Genomic DNA, 16379 nt, shown 5'->3' with positions numbered 1-16379 from the left:
CCGCTCCTCTGCACAAGCGGTGCGGGCAGGTCCGGATCCAGTCGCGGCGATCATGGCGGCCCTGGCCCGCAAGCGCCGACCGCCGGTGTGTCAGGCTGACCCCACGGGTTGGCACCGAACCCGGTTCACCCTCACAGACGCACTTGGCACGGAGAAGGAAACATGAGCACGCATTTCGATCTCGTCGTCCTCGGGGCCGGCCCGGGTGGTTATGTCGCAGCGATCCGCGCGGCCCAGCTCGGCCTGCGCGCGGCGGTCGTCGAGGAGAAGTACTGGGGCGGCGTCTGTCTGAACGTCGGCTGCATCCCGTCCAAGGCGCTGCTGCGCAACGCCGAGCTGGCGCACATCTTCCAGCAGGAGGCCGACACCTTCGGGATCAAGGTCGACGGCACGGTCAGCTTCGACTACGGGGTCGCGCACCGCCGCAGCCGCAAGGTGGCCGACGGCCGGGCGGCCGGCGTGCACTACCTGATGAAGAAGAACGGCATCACCGAGTTCAACGGCCGGGGCACCTTCCTGGACGACCGCACCCTGTCGGTGGCGCTCACGGCGGGCGGCACCGAGACGCTGACCTTCGACCACTGCATCATCGCGGCCGGGTCCACCACCCGTCTGCTGCCCGGCACTTCGCTGAGCGAGCGGGTGGTGACGTACGAGGAGCAGATCCTCACCGACACGCTGCCGGAGAGCATCATCATCGCGGGCGCCGGTGCGATCGGCGTCGAGTTCGCGTACGTGCTGCACAACTACGGCGTCAAGGTGACCATCGTCGAGTTCCAGGACCGGCCGGTGCCGCTGGAGGACGTCGAGGTCTCCGCCGAGCTGGCCAAGCGGTACCGCCGCCTGGGCATCCAGATCCTCACCTCCACCCGGGTGGACGGGATCGACGACAGCGACCCGGCGGCCAAGGTCAAGGTGACCGTCTCGCGGAACGGGCAGCAGGAGGTGCTGGAGGCCGACAAGGTGCTCCAGGCGATCGGCTTCGCGCCCCGGGTGACCGGCTACGGCCTGGAGCGCACCGGTGTCGCGCTGACCGAGCGCGGCGCGATCGACGTGGACGCGCGGGGCCGCACCAACGTGCCGCACATCTTCGCGATCGGCGACGTGACGGCGAAGCTGATGCTGGCTCACGCGGCCGAGGCGATGGGCGTGGTGGCCGCCGAGACCATCGCGGGCGCGGAGACCATGGAGCTCGACTTCGTGATGATCCCGCGCGCCACCTTCTGCCAGCCGCAGATCGCCAGCTTCGGCTGGACCGAGGCGCAGGCCCGCGAGCGCGGCTTCGACGTCAAGGTGGCGAAGTTCCCGTTCACCGCGAACGGCAAGGCGCACGGCCTGGGCGAGGCGGTCGGCTTCGTGAAGGTGATCAGCGACGGCAAGCACGGCGAGCTGCTCGGCGCCCACCTGATCGGCCCCGAGGTCACCGAGCTGCTCCCGCAGCTGACGCTGGCTCAGCAGTGGGACCTGACCGTCCACGAGGTGGCGCGCAACGTGCACGCCCACCCGACCCTGGGCGAGGCCGTCAAGGAAGCCGTGCACGGCCTGGCCGGGCACATGATCAACTTCTGATCCGACGGAGGGCGGGCCGGAACTCCGGCCCGCCCTCCGGCTGTTCCGGAGGCTGTTCCGGAACAAGGTAATCCGGCTTCACCCCTTGGGCTGACCAGGCAAGTTGGGTACGGTATGGCCGTGCCGTTCACCTTCAGTCACCCCGCCGCCATCCTTCCCCTGCTGTCCCAGGGGCGAGGCCGAGGCCGACTGATCGCCTCCGGGCTGGTGGCCGGGTCGCTCGTCCCCGACCTCCCCTACTTCCTCGCCTCGCTGGCCCCGGAGCTGTACGGCTTCGGCGAGCAGACCCACTCCTGGTGGGGCGTGCCCACCCTGGACGTGCTGCTGGCCGCGCTGCTGGTGCTGCTCTGGCACGGTCTGCTGCGGGCGCCGCTGGTCGCGCTGCTGCCGGTGCGCTGGGCCTGGGCGGCCGACCGGCTGACCGCCGCGCAGCGTCCCCGGTCCGAACTGCCCAGGGAGACCGGCTGGTTGCTGCTGTCCTGCGCGATCGGCGCGGCCACCCACGTCGGCTGGGACGCCTTCACCCACCACGACCGGGCGGGGGTGCGGCTGTTGCCGTTCCTGGCGGAGTGGCGGCTGGCGGGTCAGCCGCTGTTCACGGTGCTGCAGTACGGCTCCTCGGCCGTCGCGCTGGCCGGGCTCGGCTGGTACCTGGTGCGCGAACTGCGGCTGATCGACGCCGAGCGGGTCGCGCCGCTGCCCGCCCCCGCGTACAGCCGGGCCACCCGGCTCGCGGTGCTCGGCGTGGTCACCGCCGGCGCGGTGGTCGGTGCGGCGCTGCGGATCGACCGCTGGACGGACGCCTACCCCGGCGCCTCCGGCTGGGACCTGATCCCGACCACCGCGTTCGGCGTGGTGGCCGGAATCGGCGCCGCGCTGGTGGCGCACGCCCTGGTCGCGCGGGCCGTCGCGGCCCGGGTGCGGACCTGGTAGCCGGTGCTCGGTCAGGGCCGCTCGGCGAGGTAGCTGCCCATATGGGTGAGGGACTCGGTGGCGCCCAGCTCCCGGCCGTCCTCGGTGCGGACCCGGGTGACGGCCAGGCCGTGGTTGCGGCCGGTGCGGGCGTCTCTGGCTGGAGACGGAGCGAGGCTCCTGCCGCTCAGCTCGACCGGCGCTGAAAGGCAGTGCCGAGTCCATAGGCCAGTACGGCTCCCAGTACCCATCCGAGGACCGTAAGTGCCGCGACCACCCAGCTGGCGGCTCCCTGGGGGAGCCACATGCCACGTTGGCCCAGACTCACCACCGGGAGCAGGAGGTCGAGGGTATAGAGGAACGGCTGAAAGTGGACCTTGGCCTCCGTGGCACTGCCGTAGGCGGACATGAGCGCGGCGGCAGGTCTGAGGGCTTCGTGCTGCAACGAGAAGAAGATCCATCCCGCGATCTCGGCCAGCCCGAGAACGACGAGTGAGAGTGCCGGGTAGTAGCCGTAACCCACGGTGTAGCGCAGCAGTTTCGATCCGACCTTTGCCCAGCCGTGCACCGGGCGCGCCTTCTTGCCGGCGTAGAGGACCTTCCGGGCCCGGTCGTCCCGTCCTGCCGCGCGGTAGACAGATGCGAGCTGCTGATACGTGTGAGATGAGTAGCCGTCCGGATCCGGCGGCGTGAGCCACTTGATCCGCGTGTCCACCGCCAGGGTGTCGATGTCAGCGAGGGACTGGTAGATGAAGTCCGCCAACAGCACGTTGCGGTCGGGCCAGAACTTCGGATTGTCGATCAGAGTCTGGGCTCTCGCTTGGCGCAGATCGACCCGGCCCTCCAAAGACTCGATGGAGACCAGGGTTAGTGCCCCCTCGATCACCGTTCCCCGCAGAGTCAGTGCCAGGCCCTCGCGCCCCTGGCTCAGGCTCGGGGACTTCATTGTGAGCCCCGCGCCGGCTTGCGCCATCCGCATGCAGAGCGTTCCCTCGACAAGCAGGCCCGACTCGAACTCCACGTCCTGCCCTGTTCGTACCCGGTCCAGGATCAGCGCCTCCTCGCCCGGGCTGTAGATCTTGCCGCCGACCACCAGTCTCCCGGCGACGAAGGCGCCCGACAGGTCGACCTGGCCGTGTGCGAGAAAATCGTCCGTCAGCAGCAAACTGGTTCTGACGATGAGTTGCCGAGCGGAGATGGCTACTCCTCCGGGGTTGTGGAACGCACCCTTGCTGAGAACAACGCGTCCCCCGACCTCTGAACCGACCAGGTCGACCTTTCCGGCAGCGCTGAAGCCGTGGCCGAGCAGGAGGTCTCTGGTCACCTTCATTCCCCGGGCGTTGAGGGCAGCCTCTCCCGTGCCAGTCTGCGTGACCGTACCGCCACGGCAGTCGAGGGTTCCGTGGATGACGGCGTCGGCCAGCAGCACTTTCCCCTCCGCCAGGAAAGCGGCCCCGTCGGTCTCCTGTTCGCACTGGGCCCGTCTCAGGAAGACGTCCCGCCCGACGGTGAGGCCAGCGGCATCGATCGCCGTGTCCGAGGGGTGGAGGAACTGGCCGCCGTCGCACATGAGGTTCCCGCTGATGGTCGCCCCTGCGAGCAGCACCCGCCCGCGCGCGGTGAATCCGTCCTGGCAGAGCATGTTCTGTTTGATGGTGATCCTGGCCAGGTCCAACGCGGGTGTGGCCCCAGCGTGTTCGAAGGTGCCACCACTGAGCTCGAGCGACCCGCCGATGACCGAGCCGGTGAGATCGACGCTGCCTTCGGAGACGAATCCCCGGTCGAGCAGTGCAGTCTCCCGCACCTCCAGATCGAGGGCCAGCAGCGCCTGCCCGCCTCGGTTCCGAAGCTGTGCTCCTCGGAGGCTGAGCCGGCCACCAATGTGAGCTCCGGTGAGATGTGTGGTTCCCGCAACCGTCAGGTCGGAGAACGAGGCGTAGGCGCCGATCGAAACTCCAGCCAGGTCAAGGGCGTACTTCACATCTCCGGCCGGCGCCACCGTGGCCCCGCGCAGTACCAGCCGCCCATCGATCTTGGCCTCGGTCAGCCGGATGCGCCCGCAGGAGGTGTCCCTCAGGGTCAGACTGTGCACGGTGTGCAGCTGTGCCGCACGGAGCTCGGCGAGCGAGCAGGTCTCCAAGTAGACCCCTTGGGCAGTGGCCTGCTCAAGGTTGATTGCCTCATCCGCATGACAGCCCGTCAGCTCAAGGGTGCCGTTGAGAGTGGACGCTTCGAGGTCCAGCAAGCCCGTGATTCTGGCTCCGCCAAGGCGAAGCCGAACCAGGTTGGGCGCTAGCCCCGCGTCGGTGAGCAGCCGGCGGAGCACCTCGCCGCGGATCGTTCGTTCCGGGCCCCAGCCCCCGCCGAATCTGGCGTCGCCGCTTCCCAGGACGGTCGGCCGTCCGGCGAGGACGTCGGCATGGAGCCTGCGCTCCGGCTCCGACCAATTGGCGGTGGGGTCATCCGGTGCCATAGTGTCACCTCGGCGATTGGTTTGAATACTTACCGCCTGAGGTTAGAAGGCTTCCGGCTCGGCGGGTGGGAGTGACACCCCTCGCATGGCGGTGATGGACGAGGCCGGGAAGGTGAGTTGCAGCGCCTGCAGCAGCCGGTTCGCTACCGGCGCCAGTAGCCCTTAGCCCTTAGCCCTTAGCCCTTGACAGGGCAGTCGCGGCGGGCGAGTCCTTGCTCCTTGATGATGTGGCGGATCGCCTTGACCGGTTCGAACTCACCCACCACTCAGGTAAATCCCGTCCCGTCGGCCGGGGAGGGCGAGCACCGAGACGCACAGGGCTGTGCCCCCGGGCGCCAGGACGGCGAGCGTCCGGACCGACGACGGCAGGGCGTCTGTGATGGGGCGGATGGCGGCGCGGGTGGTCGGGCTGCCGGCAAGGGTGCCGAGGGCACCGGGCCGGTCCTCGTGACGGATCATCAGGGAGCGGGGCGGGCGTTGACGTGGTTCCATGGTCAGGTTAGCCTTGCCTAACCATGAATGTCGAACTGTCGGCCGGCAGGCCCGCGTTGCGCCTGAGGCGGCCCGGATGACCCGGCTGCTCGGTCTGACGACCTATCTGATGTCCAGCACCGGCCGGACCGCGCGGGCCAGCCTGACGGCCAGCGTCGCGCGGCGCGGGCTGCGGCTGTGGCACGTGGCCGTGCTGGAGGCGCTGGTGGCGGCGGGCTCGCTCTCCAAGGGTGAACTCGCCACCCGGCTGGACATCAACCCCAGCGACATCGTCAAGGTGGTCGACGACCTGGGCAGCCAGGGCTACCTGGCCTGCACCCGGTCAGCCACGGACCGGCGCCGGATCAACGTCTCGGCGACCCCGGCGGGCCGCGCCCTGCTGGCCGAGCTGGCCGAGGAGCTGGCGGCGGTGGAGGCGGACGTGCTGGCCCCGCTCACCGACGGCGAACGGGCCCAACTCGCGTCGCTGCTCGGCCGGTTGGCGAGCTGAGGCCCGTCGGGGTCAGCCGAAGCTGGAGCTGCGGACCGGCCCGGCGGAGCGGATCCGGTCCCGGGAGCCGGTGAGCCAGCTGCCGTTCACCCGGGCAGCGAAGGCGGTGAGAGCCTGCTCCGGGTCGGCCGGGGTCTCGCCGTCGCCCTCGTCCGGCTCGGCCGCGTCGGCCAGGATCGCGTCCGCGAGCTGCTCAGGCGAGCGCTCGTCCGCGGGGTCGTCCTTGGGCTCGCCGTCCTCGGTGAACGCCATGCCGGACTCCCAGGGGGCGATCGCCACCTGGGCCAGCAGGGTGGAGATGTCGGCCGAGACGGCGGGCGAGTCGGTCCAGCAGGTGGCGTGCTCGTAGAGGATCTCGTCGGGCGCGCGCTCGAACAGCTCCGCGACCAGCTCCGGGTCACAGTTGTTCAGGTCGTACGCCACCACCAGCGCGCCCGGCGTCCCGGGCCGGTACGGCGCGGCGGGCAGGCCGAGCAGCCGGGCGGCCGCCAGGCCGAGGGCGTGGCTGCCGCGGTCCGGCAGCAGGGCGACCGAGGCGGGCGTACGGCCGGTGGCGGCCAGCACCGCGCGCAGCCGGTCCAGGCCGTGGCGGCAGGACTCGAAGCTGTCGCGCAGGTAGGCCCAGCGGCCGGTCATCCCGGCCTGGAAGCCGTACGGCGAGAGGGTGGTGAGCAGGCCGCCGGTCAGGGTGTAGTGCCAGCCGCGCAGGTCCTGCCGGTCGGCGGGGGTGGCGTCGGTGGCCCGGGCCAGCGTGCGGCGGATCCGGTCGGCGGGCTCGTCCCAGTCCTCGTCCGGTGCGCCGAGCGAGCCGAAGACCTGGCGGGCCAGGTCGAGCCGACCGTCCATCAGGGCGTTGTGGACCAGCAGGTAGCGGTCCGGCCAGTCCGCCGTCAGCCGGTCGTGCTCCTGGAGCAGGGTGACCGCCTCCGCGTGCCGCTGCCCGTCCTCCAGCGCGACGGCCAGCTCCAGCAGCACCTGCCGGGGGCTGGGCCGGCCGCGGCCGAACAGGCGCCGACGGGGCGGCCGGCTCAGGCTCACCGTCAGCGCCTGCCGGAGGGCGGGGACGGCGAGCTGGGAGACCCCGCGCTCGATGCAGGCGTAGCCGAAGTCGTAGAGCTGCGCGGCCCCGTCCGGACGGCCGGCCAGCGCGGCCGCCGCCTCGACCAGGTCGTCGTAGCCGGCCGCGGCGGCCAGCCGCCCGGCCAGCGGCGCAAGCTCGGCGGACGGCAGCCCGTCGGCCGCGGCGCGCAGGGCCCGCATCGCGCCCTGCGGGTCGCCGGAGTCGAACAGGCTCCAGGCTTCGGACAGTTCGGTGTTCACAGACATCTCCCGGGTGGTCGGTGGTCACGACTCAGGTGGCGCTGGAACGCTCGTCCGACGGTCGTAGCTCGGCTCGATCATCGCGATTCGCCCGGCCGGGGGCAAACCGGTTACGGCCTGGTCAAGGTGAACAGCAGGCCGGTGTCCCGCCGGTGTTCTTCTGTCGGCCATCCTCGGGCCGCTCGCGGCGCGTTGGATGGAACCGACGGTGTGACGACTCACGCCGACAGCAGCTAAGGTAAGCCTTACCTGACCGGCTTCGGTCGGTCCATGTCTGCCTTGGGGGAGCTTTGAGCAGTCGCGTCGGTCTGCTGGAGGCGCTGCCGTCGCTGGAGCGGTTCCGCGGCAGCATCGTGGTGGTCAAGTTCGGCGGAAATGCCATGGTGGACCAGGAGTTGAAGGCCGCCTTCGCGGCCGACGTGGTGCTGCTCCGGCAGGCCGGTCTGTACCCGGTGGTGGTGCACGGCGGCGGCCCGCAGATCAGCGCCCAGCTCGGGCGGCTCGGCCTGGAGTCCTCGTTCACGGCCGGTCTGCGGGTCACCACGCCCGAGACCATGGACGTGGTGCGGATGGTGCTGGCAGGTCAGGTCCAGCGCGAGCTGGTCGGGCTGGTCAACGCGTACGGCCCGTTCGCGGTCGGCATGACCGGCGAGGACGCGCACACCATGACGGCCGTGAAGCGGTACGCCGTGGTGGACGGCGAGCCGGTGGACATCGGGCTGGTCGGCGACGTGGTCCAGGTCGAGGCGGGCGCCCTGCGGGCGCTGCTCGCGGACGGTCGGATCCCGGTGATCTCCTCGATCGCCCGGGGCGCCGACGGCCACGTCTACAACGTGAACGCCGACACCGCCGCGGCCGCACTGGCGATCGCGCTCGGCGCCACCCGCCTGCTGATGCTCACCGACGTGGCGGGCCTGTACGCCGACTGGCCCGACCCCGGCTCGCTGATCACCCGGCTGACTACCAGTGAACTCGACGCCCTGCTGCCGGAGTTGACCACCGGCATGGTGCCGAAGATGGAGGGCTGCCTGCGGGCGGTCCGAGCGGGCGTGGCCACCGCCCGGGTCCTGGACGGCCGGGTCCGGCACAGCCTGCTGCGCTCCTTCGGCGCCGACCCCACCGGGACCCTGGTGGTGCCGGACGCCGCGCGGAGTGCGGTAGCTATGGCCTCAGCTCGCAGGGGTGGCTGAGGAAGTTCCCGAGCAGGCCCTCGCCGTCGCCGTTCTTGAACGTACGGGCCGCGCCGGTCAACCGGCCCTGGTCGAGACGGAGTTCGAGACCAAGCTGCGGGCTGCCGATCCGGGCGTCGGCGGTCGGCAGCTGCAGCGGGAAGTGCGCCCGCAGGTCGTACGCCCGGGAGGCGGTGGCCGGGGCGGTGGCCTGCTGACCGTCGCTCAGCCGGAGTTGTACCGTACGGTCCGGCAATATCTCCACGGTCAGCGGGAGTTCGCCCTCCGGCGTGCCGACGGTGCCCGTCCAGCGGCCCGGCGGCAGGTCCATCGGGCGGGCCGGGTCCTCGGTCACCGGGGCGATCCGCTCGTCCGTGTACCCCGGGACCAGGGCGGTCAGCACGTACCTGACGATCGAGTCGCGGGCCGCCTTGTCGGTGCTGTTGGTCAGCACGGCCACCGAGAGCCGCTGCTCCGGCACCGTGGCGAGCATCGCCGCCACGCCGCCCATGCCGCCGCCGTGGCTCTGCACCACCGGCCCGTCGCCGGAGGACACGCACCAGCCCAGCCCGTACCCGAGGTGGGGGTTGAGCGGGAGGCCGGCCCGTACGGCCGCCAGCGTCTCCGGCTTCAGCAGGCGCTCGTAGTCCTGGCCGAAGCGCGCCAGGTCGGTCGCGGTCGCCCAGCCCTCGGTGGCCCCGGGGTGGCTGGTGGCGCAGCGCCCGGGGTAGGCGCGGCCGTCGGGCGTGTACCGGACCGCCGCCGGGGTGGGGCCCGGCCAGGACGGCCCGAGGTGCCAGCCGGTCAGCCCGAGCGGCTCGGTCACCCGCTCCCGGACGAACTCCGCGAGCGATCGGCCGGTGACCTCCTCCAGCAGCCGGCCGAGCGCCTGGTAGCCGAGGTTGGCGTACTCGAACCCGGAGCCCGGCTCCCGGAACAGCACGGCGTAGTGGTCCGCGTCGATCGGGCCCGCGCCCTCGCCGTAGTGGAAGTCGTAGTGGGCCGCGAAGCCGCCCCGGTGCTGCAGCAGCTGACGCACCGTCGGGGCGGGCCACCGGTGGCTGCCGGGGACCGGGGCGTCCAGGTCCAGCAGCCCGTCGTCGGCGGCCAGGCAGACGGCGGTGGCGGTGACCGGCTTGGTGGCGGAGGCCAGCCCGTACGCCGTGCCGGGCGTGGCCGGGACCCCGGCGGCGACGTCCGCCAGGCCGTACGCCTCGGCGAGGACCACCTCACCGTGCGAGGCCACCGCGACCGAGACCGAGGGGCACCCGTGTGCGCGGAGCGCCTCGGCGCAGTGGTCTGCCAGACCGTCGAGCATGGTCACCCTCCCTTTCGGATACACCGTCAGGGCCCAACCTAGCTTGATCTTTCGGCTCGGCCGAGGCCGGCCAGGTACTCCGGGAGGCGGTCGCCGAGCAGTGCCCCCAGGTCGGCCGCGAGCGCGGACCGGACGGGTTCGGGTACCGCAAGCATCGGGTGGTGCCGGGTCGCGATGCTCAGCCACTGTTCCAGGACGTCGCCGACCCGGGGCGGTTCGTCGCCGGGCGCCCGGAAGGCCCAGGCAGCGGTGGTCCGGCCGGTCGGCGCCGTCAGCCGCACCGTCCACTCATCCGGCGGGCCGGTGCGGTCGGCGGTGTGGACGGTGACGCCGTCCCGGTCGGCCAGCCGCCGGAGACGCTCGGAGTGACGGAACACGTCCACCAGCCTCGCACCGACCCCGCGGGATGTCGACGGACCGTCAGCCGGCGGTGCGCCGGTGCCGGAGCATGACCACCTGCTCGTCGAGGACGCGCGACTCGACCAGTTCCAGGCCGATCCGCTGCTGCTGCGGCTGGAAGACCGGCTTGCCGCCGCCGAGCAGTACCGGGTGGACGAAGACCCGGTACTCGTCGATCACCCCGTGCTCGGTGAGGTGGGCGGCGAGGTTCGAGCCGCCGAACAGCAGCAGCGTGACGCCGGACTCCTTGAGCGCGGTCAGCTCCTCGACCACGTTCTCGCCGATCACCCGGGTGTTCCAGTCCGCCTTCTCCAGGGTGCGGGAGACCACCACCTTGGGCGCCGCCCGCCAGATCGGGGCGAAGGCGAGGTCGTGCTCGTGGGTCGAGTACTTCTCGGCCTCCGGCCAGAAGCCCGCCATCATGTCCCAGACCACCCGCCCGTACAGGAACACCTTGTCGCCACCGGTCAGCTCGTGCGAGTAGGCGGAGAGCTCCGGGCCCATCAGCGGCCAGTCGAACTCGCCCTGCGGCCCCTCGATGAAGCCGTCCAGCGACTGGTGCACGAAGTGGATCAGCTTGCCCATGGTGGTGTCCCGTTCTCTGCCCGCGCACCCCGTCGGCGCGCCGTCACCCCTACGTCGGAGGCGATCGCGGGTTCTCGACATCGGCGGCCGATCTTTTTTTGCCGAGTCTCAGGGCTGGTGTCAGAGGCCGAAGCGGCGGGTGGCCTCCTGCTCCTGGGCCAGGCGGCGCAGGCTGAGCAGGACCGGTTCGAACAGGACCGCCGAGACGACGGCGGACTCGACCTGCTCGACCGGGGTGTCGTGCCGCTCCATCCGGTCGAGGTCGTGGACGGCGGTCCGCTCCATCTGCTCGGCGTACGGGGCCAGGTCGTCCGCGTCCAGCGGGTAGCCGAGCCGGTTGAGCGAGGCCACCGAGGTGATCAGCTCGCGGTAGACGGGTGAGAGCTGGCCGAGCTCGGCCGCGTCGGTCCAGCCGAGCCGGGTGAGCATCCGGTTGACCTCCCGGGTGGCGGCGATCACCGCCGGGTCGTCCGGCTCCGGTTCGGCGGCCCGGGGGAGGGCCCAGAGGGCGGCGCCGAGGCGGATGGTGCGGCTCAGCGAGTCGTCGTCGACCTGGGCCAGCACCTCGCGGACGGTGGCCACCGGGATCCGTCCGACCTGGATCATCGCGCGGACCAGCCGCAGTCGGCGCAGGTGCGACTCGTCGTACTCGGCCTGGGTGGTGTGCACCAGGTGACCCGGCGTCAGCAGGCCCTCGCGCAGGTAGTACTTGATCGTGGCGATCGAGACCTGGCTCTGCTCGCTCAGATCGGCAAGCCGCATCCTCTTGTGCCCTTCATTGAATAGTGTCACTATCCCGTCTGTTGAATAGTCAGACTATCCAACCATGGGTGGCCGCGACAGTGCCGCCCCGGTCACCAGGGGGGTGCCGTGTTCGCCAAGCCGAATCCCGGTCGTACCACCGCCGCAGCCGAGGGAGATGTCGTCCTCTTCCTGCTCGGTATGCGGATCAACCACTTCTGGGCGGTGCACCGCTGGCTGCCCGTCGCCGTCTCGATGCCCGGGATGCTGCGCGAGCTCTCTCGGGACAAGGAGAGCGGCCTGTTGGGCTGTCAGATGCTCAGCGGTTCACCGCGGACCTACTACCTGGTCCAGTACTGGGAGTCCAAGGAGAAGCTGCTGGCGTACGCCGCCGCGCCCGACCGGCGGCACCGCAGGGCCTGGGCGATGATCAACCGCGTCGAGCAGAAGTCCGGTCAGCACGTGGGGATCTGGCACGAGACCTACATCGTGCCGCCCGGCTCCTACGAGACGATCTACGGGGACATGCCGCCGTACGGGCTGGCCGCCGCCACCGGCGTGCTGCCGATCGAACGGCGCGGCGCCACCGCCCGCGAGCGGCTGGAGCGGGCGGGACGGGAGCGCGAGAAGTGAGCGCCCCGGCCCGGGTGCTCGGGCGGCGGTTGCTGGTCACGCTCGGCGCGGTGCTGGTGTTCCGGTTCGGGCAGAGCCTGCCGCTGCCCGGGGTGGACGTGGCCGCGCTCGCCGCGGCCGAGGCCGGGCGGAGTGACCAACTGCACGGCCTGGCCGCGCTGTTCACCGGCGGTGGGCTGGAGCGGATGTCGGTCCTCGCGCTCGGCGTGGTGCCGGGGCAGCTCGCCGAGGTGGTCCTGCTGCTGCTCGTCTGGGCCGGCCCGCGGCTGGCGGCGCTCGGCGGGGAGGGGCGGGCCGGGGCCGTCCGGCTCGAGCGGCTCACCCGGGTGCTGACCGCCGGGGTGGGCGGCCTGCTGGGCGCGCTGCTGGTGCTGGCGGCGGCGGGCGGGCACGTCGGCCCGGGCGCGGGAGTGCTGCGCGACCGGAGCGGGCTCACGCTGCTCGCCCTGACGGTCTGCCTGACCGGCGGCACCGTGCTGGTGATGAGGCTGGGCGAGCTGATCACCACTCACGGAGTCGGCAGCGGGCCGTCGGTGCTGTTCCTCACCCAGGCCTTCGCGGTCCTCCCCGGTCAGCTCGGGAGCCTCCGGGCGTCCTTCGGCGGGCCGGCCTTCGCCGGGGTGCTCGCCCTGGTGCTGGCGGTCGGGGCGATCGTGGCGGCGGCGACGGTGCTGACCCGCAGGGCCGAGCGCCGGGTCCCGGTGCAGCGGGCCAAGCGGATGGTCGGCCGCAGTCCGGGCGGTGCCGCGTCCACGTACCTGCCGATCGCCTTCGACCGGATCGGGCTCGGCCCGGCGGTCTGGCTCGCGCCGGCGCTGTTCGTGCTGCCCGCACTGGCGGCCAGGAGCTGGCCGGGTGCGGGGTGGCTGCAGGCGCTGGCCGCCGCGCTGCGGCCCGGCAGCCCCTGGTATCTGACAGGGTGTCTGGTCCTGGTGACCTGCTTCACCTTCGCCGCGTCGATCGCCGGGCTCGACGTGGTGGCGGCGGCCGACCGCCTGACGCGGCAGGGACAGTTCGTCCCGGGCATCAGGCCGGGCCCGAACACGGCGGACTACCTCGCCTACCTGCAGCTACGGATCGCGCTGTCCGGCGCGGTCCTCGCGGGGGCGGTCGCGCTGCTGCCGCTGGCGCTCCCGGCGGTGCTGGGGACGGCGGACCGCCACCCCTTCAACGGCATCGGCCTGCTGCTGGTGGCGGGGCTCGGGGCGGCGGTGGCGGCGCGGATCACCGAGCAGGCCGAGTTCCTCGGGGTGATCCGTCCTCAGACGCCCGGTCAGGCCCGCAGGTAGACAGGCCATATCCACGAACGTGCTACGGCCGGGTGGCCCGCTCCAGTTCCAGCAGCACGGAGTGGTACGGGCGGCCGGTGGCGTGCTCCATGCCGACCTCGCACATCCGGTTCGCCGAGAGATGGGCCGTGAACTCACGGCCCGTCACCTCGGCGGCCTCGCGCGCGGTGGCCGACTCGGTCAGCTCCCGGTGCAGCAGACCCCGGTCGCCCGCGAACGCGCAGCAGCCCGCGTCGTCCGGGGTGACCACCTCGTCCGCGCAGGCCGCCGCGACCGCGCGCAGCTGCTCCTCGTCACCGAGGTGCCGCATCGAGCAGGTCGGGTGCAGTACGGCCGACTCGACCGTGCGCAGCACCGTCAGGTCGGGCAGCAGGCCCGCTGCCCAGACGACCGAGTCCAGCACCGTGAGCGCGGCGTGCAGTTCGCGGTTGTGCGGGGTCAGGTACGGGACCACCTCGTGCGCGATGCCGAGCGTGCAGGAGGAGGCGTCCACCACCAGCGGCAATCGGCCGCCGCCGGTCCAGCCCCAGGCCGCCTCGACGATCCGCTCGGCCATCACGGCGTTGCCCCGGTCGTAGCCCTTGGAGTGCCAGATGGTGGCGCAGCACCTGCCGGCCAGGTCGGACGGGATCCAGACCGGCTTTCCGGCCCGGGCCGAGACCGCGACCAGCGCCTCGGGCAGGGTCGGGCCCTGATGGCCCGTCGGCTCGCCGAAGATCCGGTTCACGCAGGCGGGGAAGTAGACGGCGGCGGCGCCCTGACGGGTGGTCGGCGGCATGGCGCGCTCGGCCGCGCCCGGGAGCCCGGGCAGCCAGGCCGGTACCAGATCGGGCCGGACGGCCCGTCGGGCGGCGCCGGTCACCGTCTCCAGCAGCCGGTCGCCGATCCGCCCGGCCGCGCCGACGGCGAGCCGGGCGGAGCGCTCCACCGCGGCGAAGTGCTCGGCGGCCAGCGCGGCGGCGCGCTCCTCGCGCGGCGAGTGCCGTCGGTGCCGGAACTCCCGCATCAGCGCGCCGGTGTCGATGCCCACCGGACAGGCCAGCCGGCAGGTGGAGTCGCCCGCGCAGGTGTCCACGGCGTCGTAGCCGTACGCGGCCAGCAGCTCGGCGCCGACCGGGGAGTCGGCCGGCTGGCGCATCAACTCGCGGCGCAGCACGATCCGTTGGCGCGGGGTGGTGGTCAGGTCACCGCTCGGGCAGGTCGGTTCGCAGAAGCCGCACTCGATGCACGGGTCGGCGATCGGCTCCACCCGGGGGATGGTCTTCAGTCCGCGCAGATGGGCTCCCGGGTCGCGGTCCAGCACCACCTGCGGCGCCAGGATGCCCTGAGGGTCGATCAGTTGCTTGGTCCGCCACATCAACTCGGTGGCCTGCGGTCCCCATTCGAGCTCCAGGAACGGCGCGACGTTGCGGCCGGTGGCGTGTTCGGCCTTGAGCGAGCCGTCGAACCGGCGCACCGTCAGCTCGCAGAACGCGGCCATGAAGGCGGCGTACCGGTCCAGGTCGCTCGGGTCGGCCGGGTCGAAGGCGAGCAGGAAGTGCAGGTTGCCGTGCGCGGCGTGCCCGGCCACGGCGGCGTCGAAGCCGTGCTCGGCCTGGAGCGCGAGCAAGGCCTCGCAGGCGTCGGCGAGTTGGGACGGCGGGACGGCGAAGTCCTCGGTGATCAGGGTGGTGCCCGGCGGGCGGGCCGAGCCGATCGCGGTGACGAAAGCCTTCCGGGCCTTCCAGTACCCGCCGACGGTGGCCGGGTCGCGGGTGAAGGCGTTGGTCGCCGAGGCGACCGGCGCGATCAGCGGCAGCCCCTCGACCAGCCCGGCGGCCACCTGCTCAGCCGCCGCCAACGCCCCCTCGTCCGGGGCCCGGAACTCCACCAGCAGCGCGGCGGTCTCCTTCGGCAGTCCGGCCCAGTCGTCCGGTACGCCCGGCACGGCGGCCGAGGCCCGCAGGGTGTTGCCGTCCATCAACTCCACGGCCGGCGCGCCCGCTTCGTTGAACCGCGGGACGGCGGCGGCCGCCGCGCGGAGCGAGGGGAAGAACAGCAGCGCGGCCGAGACCAGCCGGTGCAGCGGGAGGGTGTCGAAGACCGTCTCGGCGATGAAGCCGAAGGTCCCCTCCGAACCCACCATCAGCCCGCGCAGGATCGCGGCCGGGGTCGAGGCGTCCAGAAAAGCGTCCAGCCGGTAGCCGTTGGTGTTCTTGATCTCGTACTTGGCCCGGATCCGCCGCACCAGCGCGGGGTCCGCCTCGATCTCCGCCTTCAGCGCCAACAGCCCGGCGCAGAGCGCGGGTTCACGTTCGGCCAGCAGCCGGTCGGCGTCCGGGGCGGCGGTGTCCACGACGGTGCCGGAGGGCAGCACGACGGTGAGCGAGGCGAGCGTGCGGTAGGAGTTCCGGGTGGTCCCGGCGGTCATCCCGGAGGAGTTGTTCGCCACCACCCCGCCCAGCGTGCAGGCGATCGCGCTGGCCGGGTCGGGGCCGAGCACCCGCCCGTGCCGGGCCAGCGTGGCGTTCGCCCGGGCCACCGTGGTGCCCGGCCTGATCCTGGCCCGGTCGCCCTCGACCTCGATGCCCGCCCAGTGCCGCCGGACGTCCACCAGGATGTCCTCGCCCTGCGCCTGCCCGTTGAGGCTGGTACCCGCCGCCCGGAGCACCACGTGCCGCCCGTGCCGGTGCGCGTACCCGAACACCGCCGACACGTCCGCCACCGACTCGGCGACGACCACCACCTGCGGCACGAACCGGTACGGGCTGGCGTCCGAGGCGTACTTCACCAGGTCGGAGACCTTGCTCAGCACCTTGCCCGGGCCGAGCAGGGCCGTCAGACCGTCCCGCAGCCCCGCCGGGGTGCCGCCCGCCCGGCCCGCGTCCACCCGGTCGTGGGCGGGCGGCGCGAGGGTGGTCGGCCGCAGGGCCTCCGGGTCCGGCTCCAGCAGCGGCATGGGCGGCAACCTCTCCTCGACTCCGACGGACGGTGTCCAGCTATACCCGAA

Annotated in this window: 14 protein-coding genes and 1 pseudogene; 6 read left to right on the top strand and 9 right to left on the bottom strand. The window is 72.3% G+C overall.

The features are described from left to right. Positions 1 to 162 precede the first annotated feature (162 nt). Both lpdA and F4556_RS02920 read left to right on the top strand, forming a co-directional pair. Positions 163 to 1569, top strand: coding sequence for a dihydrolipoyl dehydrogenase (gene lpdA, locus F4556_RS02925; RefSeq protein WP_184911389.1), 1407 nt, complete (start codon positions 163 to 165; stop codon positions 1567 to 1569). A gap of 120 nt (positions 1570 to 1689) precedes the next feature. After that, entirely contained in the window at positions 1690 to 2502 is an 813-nt protein-coding gene (locus F4556_RS02920) for a DUF4184 family protein (protein ID WP_184911388.1), read from the top strand. A gap of 11 nt (positions 2503 to 2513) precedes the next feature. Here F4556_RS02920 and F4556_RS02915 read toward each other — a convergent pair. The 3 genes and pseudogenes from F4556_RS02915 to F4556_RS02905 form a co-directional block, all read right to left on the bottom strand. Beyond that, positions 2514 to 2636, bottom strand: a pseudogene (locus tag F4556_RS02915) (methionyl-tRNA formyltransferase); the annotation flags it as partial. A 32-nt stretch (positions 2637 to 2668) separates the two neighbouring features. Further along, a complete protein-coding gene (locus F4556_RS02910) occupies positions 2669 to 4954 on the bottom strand; it encodes a hypothetical protein (RefSeq protein WP_184911387.1) in 2286 nt (761 codons plus the stop codon). A gap of 255 nt (positions 4955 to 5209) precedes the next feature. Continuing rightward, on the bottom strand, positions 5210 to 5446 hold the full coding sequence (locus F4556_RS02905) for a hypothetical protein (protein WP_184911386.1): 237 nt from the start codon (positions 5444 to 5446) through the stop codon (positions 5210 to 5212). 76 nt (positions 5447 to 5522) lie between these two features. On the opposite strand from F4556_RS02905, the gene F4556_RS02900 reads away from it, so the two are divergent. Then, positions 5523 to 5936, top strand: coding sequence for a MarR family winged helix-turn-helix transcriptional regulator (locus F4556_RS02900; protein WP_184911385.1), 414 nt, complete (start codon positions 5523 to 5525; stop codon positions 5934 to 5936). Between the two features lie 12 nt (positions 5937 to 5948). Here the strand turns inward: F4556_RS02900 and F4556_RS02895 are convergent, their stop codons facing one another. Further along, positions 5949 to 7262 (bottom strand): tetratricopeptide repeat protein, encoded by a 1314-nt coding sequence (locus F4556_RS02895; RefSeq protein WP_184911384.1) that lies wholly within the window; start codon positions 7260 to 7262, stop codon positions 5949 to 5951. A 284-nt stretch (positions 7263 to 7546) separates the two neighbouring features. Here F4556_RS02895 and argB point away from each other — a divergent pair, with 284 nt between their 5' ends. Beyond that, a complete protein-coding gene (gene argB / locus F4556_RS02890) occupies positions 7547 to 8446 on the top strand; it encodes an acetylglutamate kinase (RefSeq protein WP_246510954.1) in 900 nt (299 codons plus the stop codon). Here the strand turns inward: argB and F4556_RS02885 are convergent. The 4 genes from F4556_RS02885 to F4556_RS02870 form a co-directional block, all read right to left on the bottom strand. Then, complete coding sequence (locus F4556_RS02885; protein ID WP_184911383.1) at positions 8418 to 9743, bottom strand: serine hydrolase domain-containing protein; 1326 nt, start codon at positions 9741 to 9743, stop codon at positions 8418 to 8420. The two genes, argB and F4556_RS02885, sit on opposite strands and share 29 nt — an antisense overlap. 38 nt (positions 9744 to 9781) lie before the next feature. Beyond that, positions 9782 to 10120 (bottom strand): hypothetical protein, encoded by a 339-nt coding sequence (locus F4556_RS02880; RefSeq protein ID WP_184911382.1) that lies wholly within the window; start codon positions 10118 to 10120, stop codon positions 9782 to 9784. A 43-nt stretch (positions 10121 to 10163) separates the two neighbouring features. After that, entirely contained in the window at positions 10164 to 10727 is a 564-nt protein-coding gene (locus F4556_RS02875) for a dihydrofolate reductase family protein (RefSeq protein ID WP_184911381.1), read from the bottom strand. Between the two features lie 120 nt (positions 10728 to 10847). Beyond that, positions 10848 to 11489 carry a MerR family transcriptional regulator gene (locus tag F4556_RS02870; protein ID WP_184911380.1) on the bottom strand — a complete coding sequence of 214 codons (642 nt, stop codon included), beginning with the start codon at positions 11487 to 11489 and terminating at the stop codon, positions 10848 to 10850. A 108-nt stretch (positions 11490 to 11597) separates the two neighbouring features. Here F4556_RS02870 and F4556_RS02865 point away from each other — a divergent pair, with 108 nt between their 5' ends. Together F4556_RS02865 and F4556_RS02860 are read left to right on the top strand one after the other, a co-directional pair. Then, positions 11598 to 12101: a DUF4188 domain-containing protein gene (locus tag F4556_RS02865; protein WP_184911379.1), complete on the top strand. Its 504-nt coding sequence runs from the start codon at positions 11598 to 11600 to the stop codon at positions 12099 to 12101. Continuing rightward, entirely contained in the window at positions 12098 to 13390 is a 1293-nt protein-coding gene (locus F4556_RS02860; RefSeq protein WP_184911378.1) for a preprotein translocase subunit SecY, read from the top strand. Before F4556_RS02865 ends, F4556_RS02860 begins: the two co-directional genes overlap by 4 nt. A 22-nt stretch (positions 13391 to 13412) precedes the next feature. Here F4556_RS02860 and F4556_RS02855 read toward each other — a convergent pair whose 3' ends face one another. Continuing rightward, complete coding sequence (locus F4556_RS02855) at positions 13413 to 16328, bottom strand: FAD-binding and (Fe-S)-binding domain-containing protein (RefSeq protein WP_184911377.1); 2916 nt, start codon at positions 16326 to 16328, stop codon at positions 13413 to 13415. Positions 16329 to 16379: the final 51 nt, after the last annotated feature.

Origin of the sequence: Kitasatospora gansuensis (assembly GCF_014203705.1) — a bacterium.
GTDB classification, from domain to species: Bacteria; Actinomycetota; Actinomycetes; order Streptomycetales; family Streptomycetaceae; genus Kitasatospora; species Kitasatospora gansuensis.
The sequence above is the reverse complement of the archived record's forward strand: the minus strand, read 5'-3'. Positions and strand labels throughout refer to the sequence as shown.

Bases quoted from the DNA above. Each gene is read 5' to 3' on its own strand.
- F4556_RS02870 (WP_184911380.1), bottom strand. From the start codon at position 11,489: ATGCGGCTTGCCGATCTGAGCGAGCAGAGCCAGGTCTCGATCGCCACG.
- F4556_RS02855 (WP_184911377.1), bottom strand. From the start codon at position 16,328: ATGCCGCTGCTGGAGCCGGACCCGGAGGCCCTGCGGCCGACCACCCTC.
- F4556_RS02885 (WP_184911383.1), bottom strand. From the start codon at position 9,743: ATGCTCGACGGTCTGGCAGACCACTGCGCCGAGGCGCTCCGCGCACAC.
- F4556_RS02905 (WP_184911386.1), bottom strand. From the start codon at position 5,446: ATGGAACCACGTCAACGCCCGCCCCGCTCCCTGATGATCCGTCACGAG.
- F4556_RS02900 (WP_184911385.1), top strand. From the start codon at position 5,523: ATGACCCGGCTGCTCGGTCTGACGACCTATCTGATGTCCAGCACCGGC.
- F4556_RS02875 (WP_184911381.1), bottom strand. From the start codon at position 10,727: ATGGGCAAGCTGATCCACTTCGTGCACCAGTCGCTGGACGGCTTCATC.
- lpdA (WP_184911389.1), top strand. From the start codon at position 163: ATGAGCACGCATTTCGATCTCGTCGTCCTCGGGGCCGGCCCGGGTGGT.
- F4556_RS02895 (WP_184911384.1), bottom strand. From the start codon at position 7,262: ATGTCTGTGAACACCGAACTGTCCGAAGCCTGGAGCCTGTTCGACTCC.
- F4556_RS02910 (WP_184911387.1), bottom strand. From the start codon at position 4,954: ATGGCACCGGATGACCCCACCGCCAATTGGTCGGAGCCGGAGCGCAGG.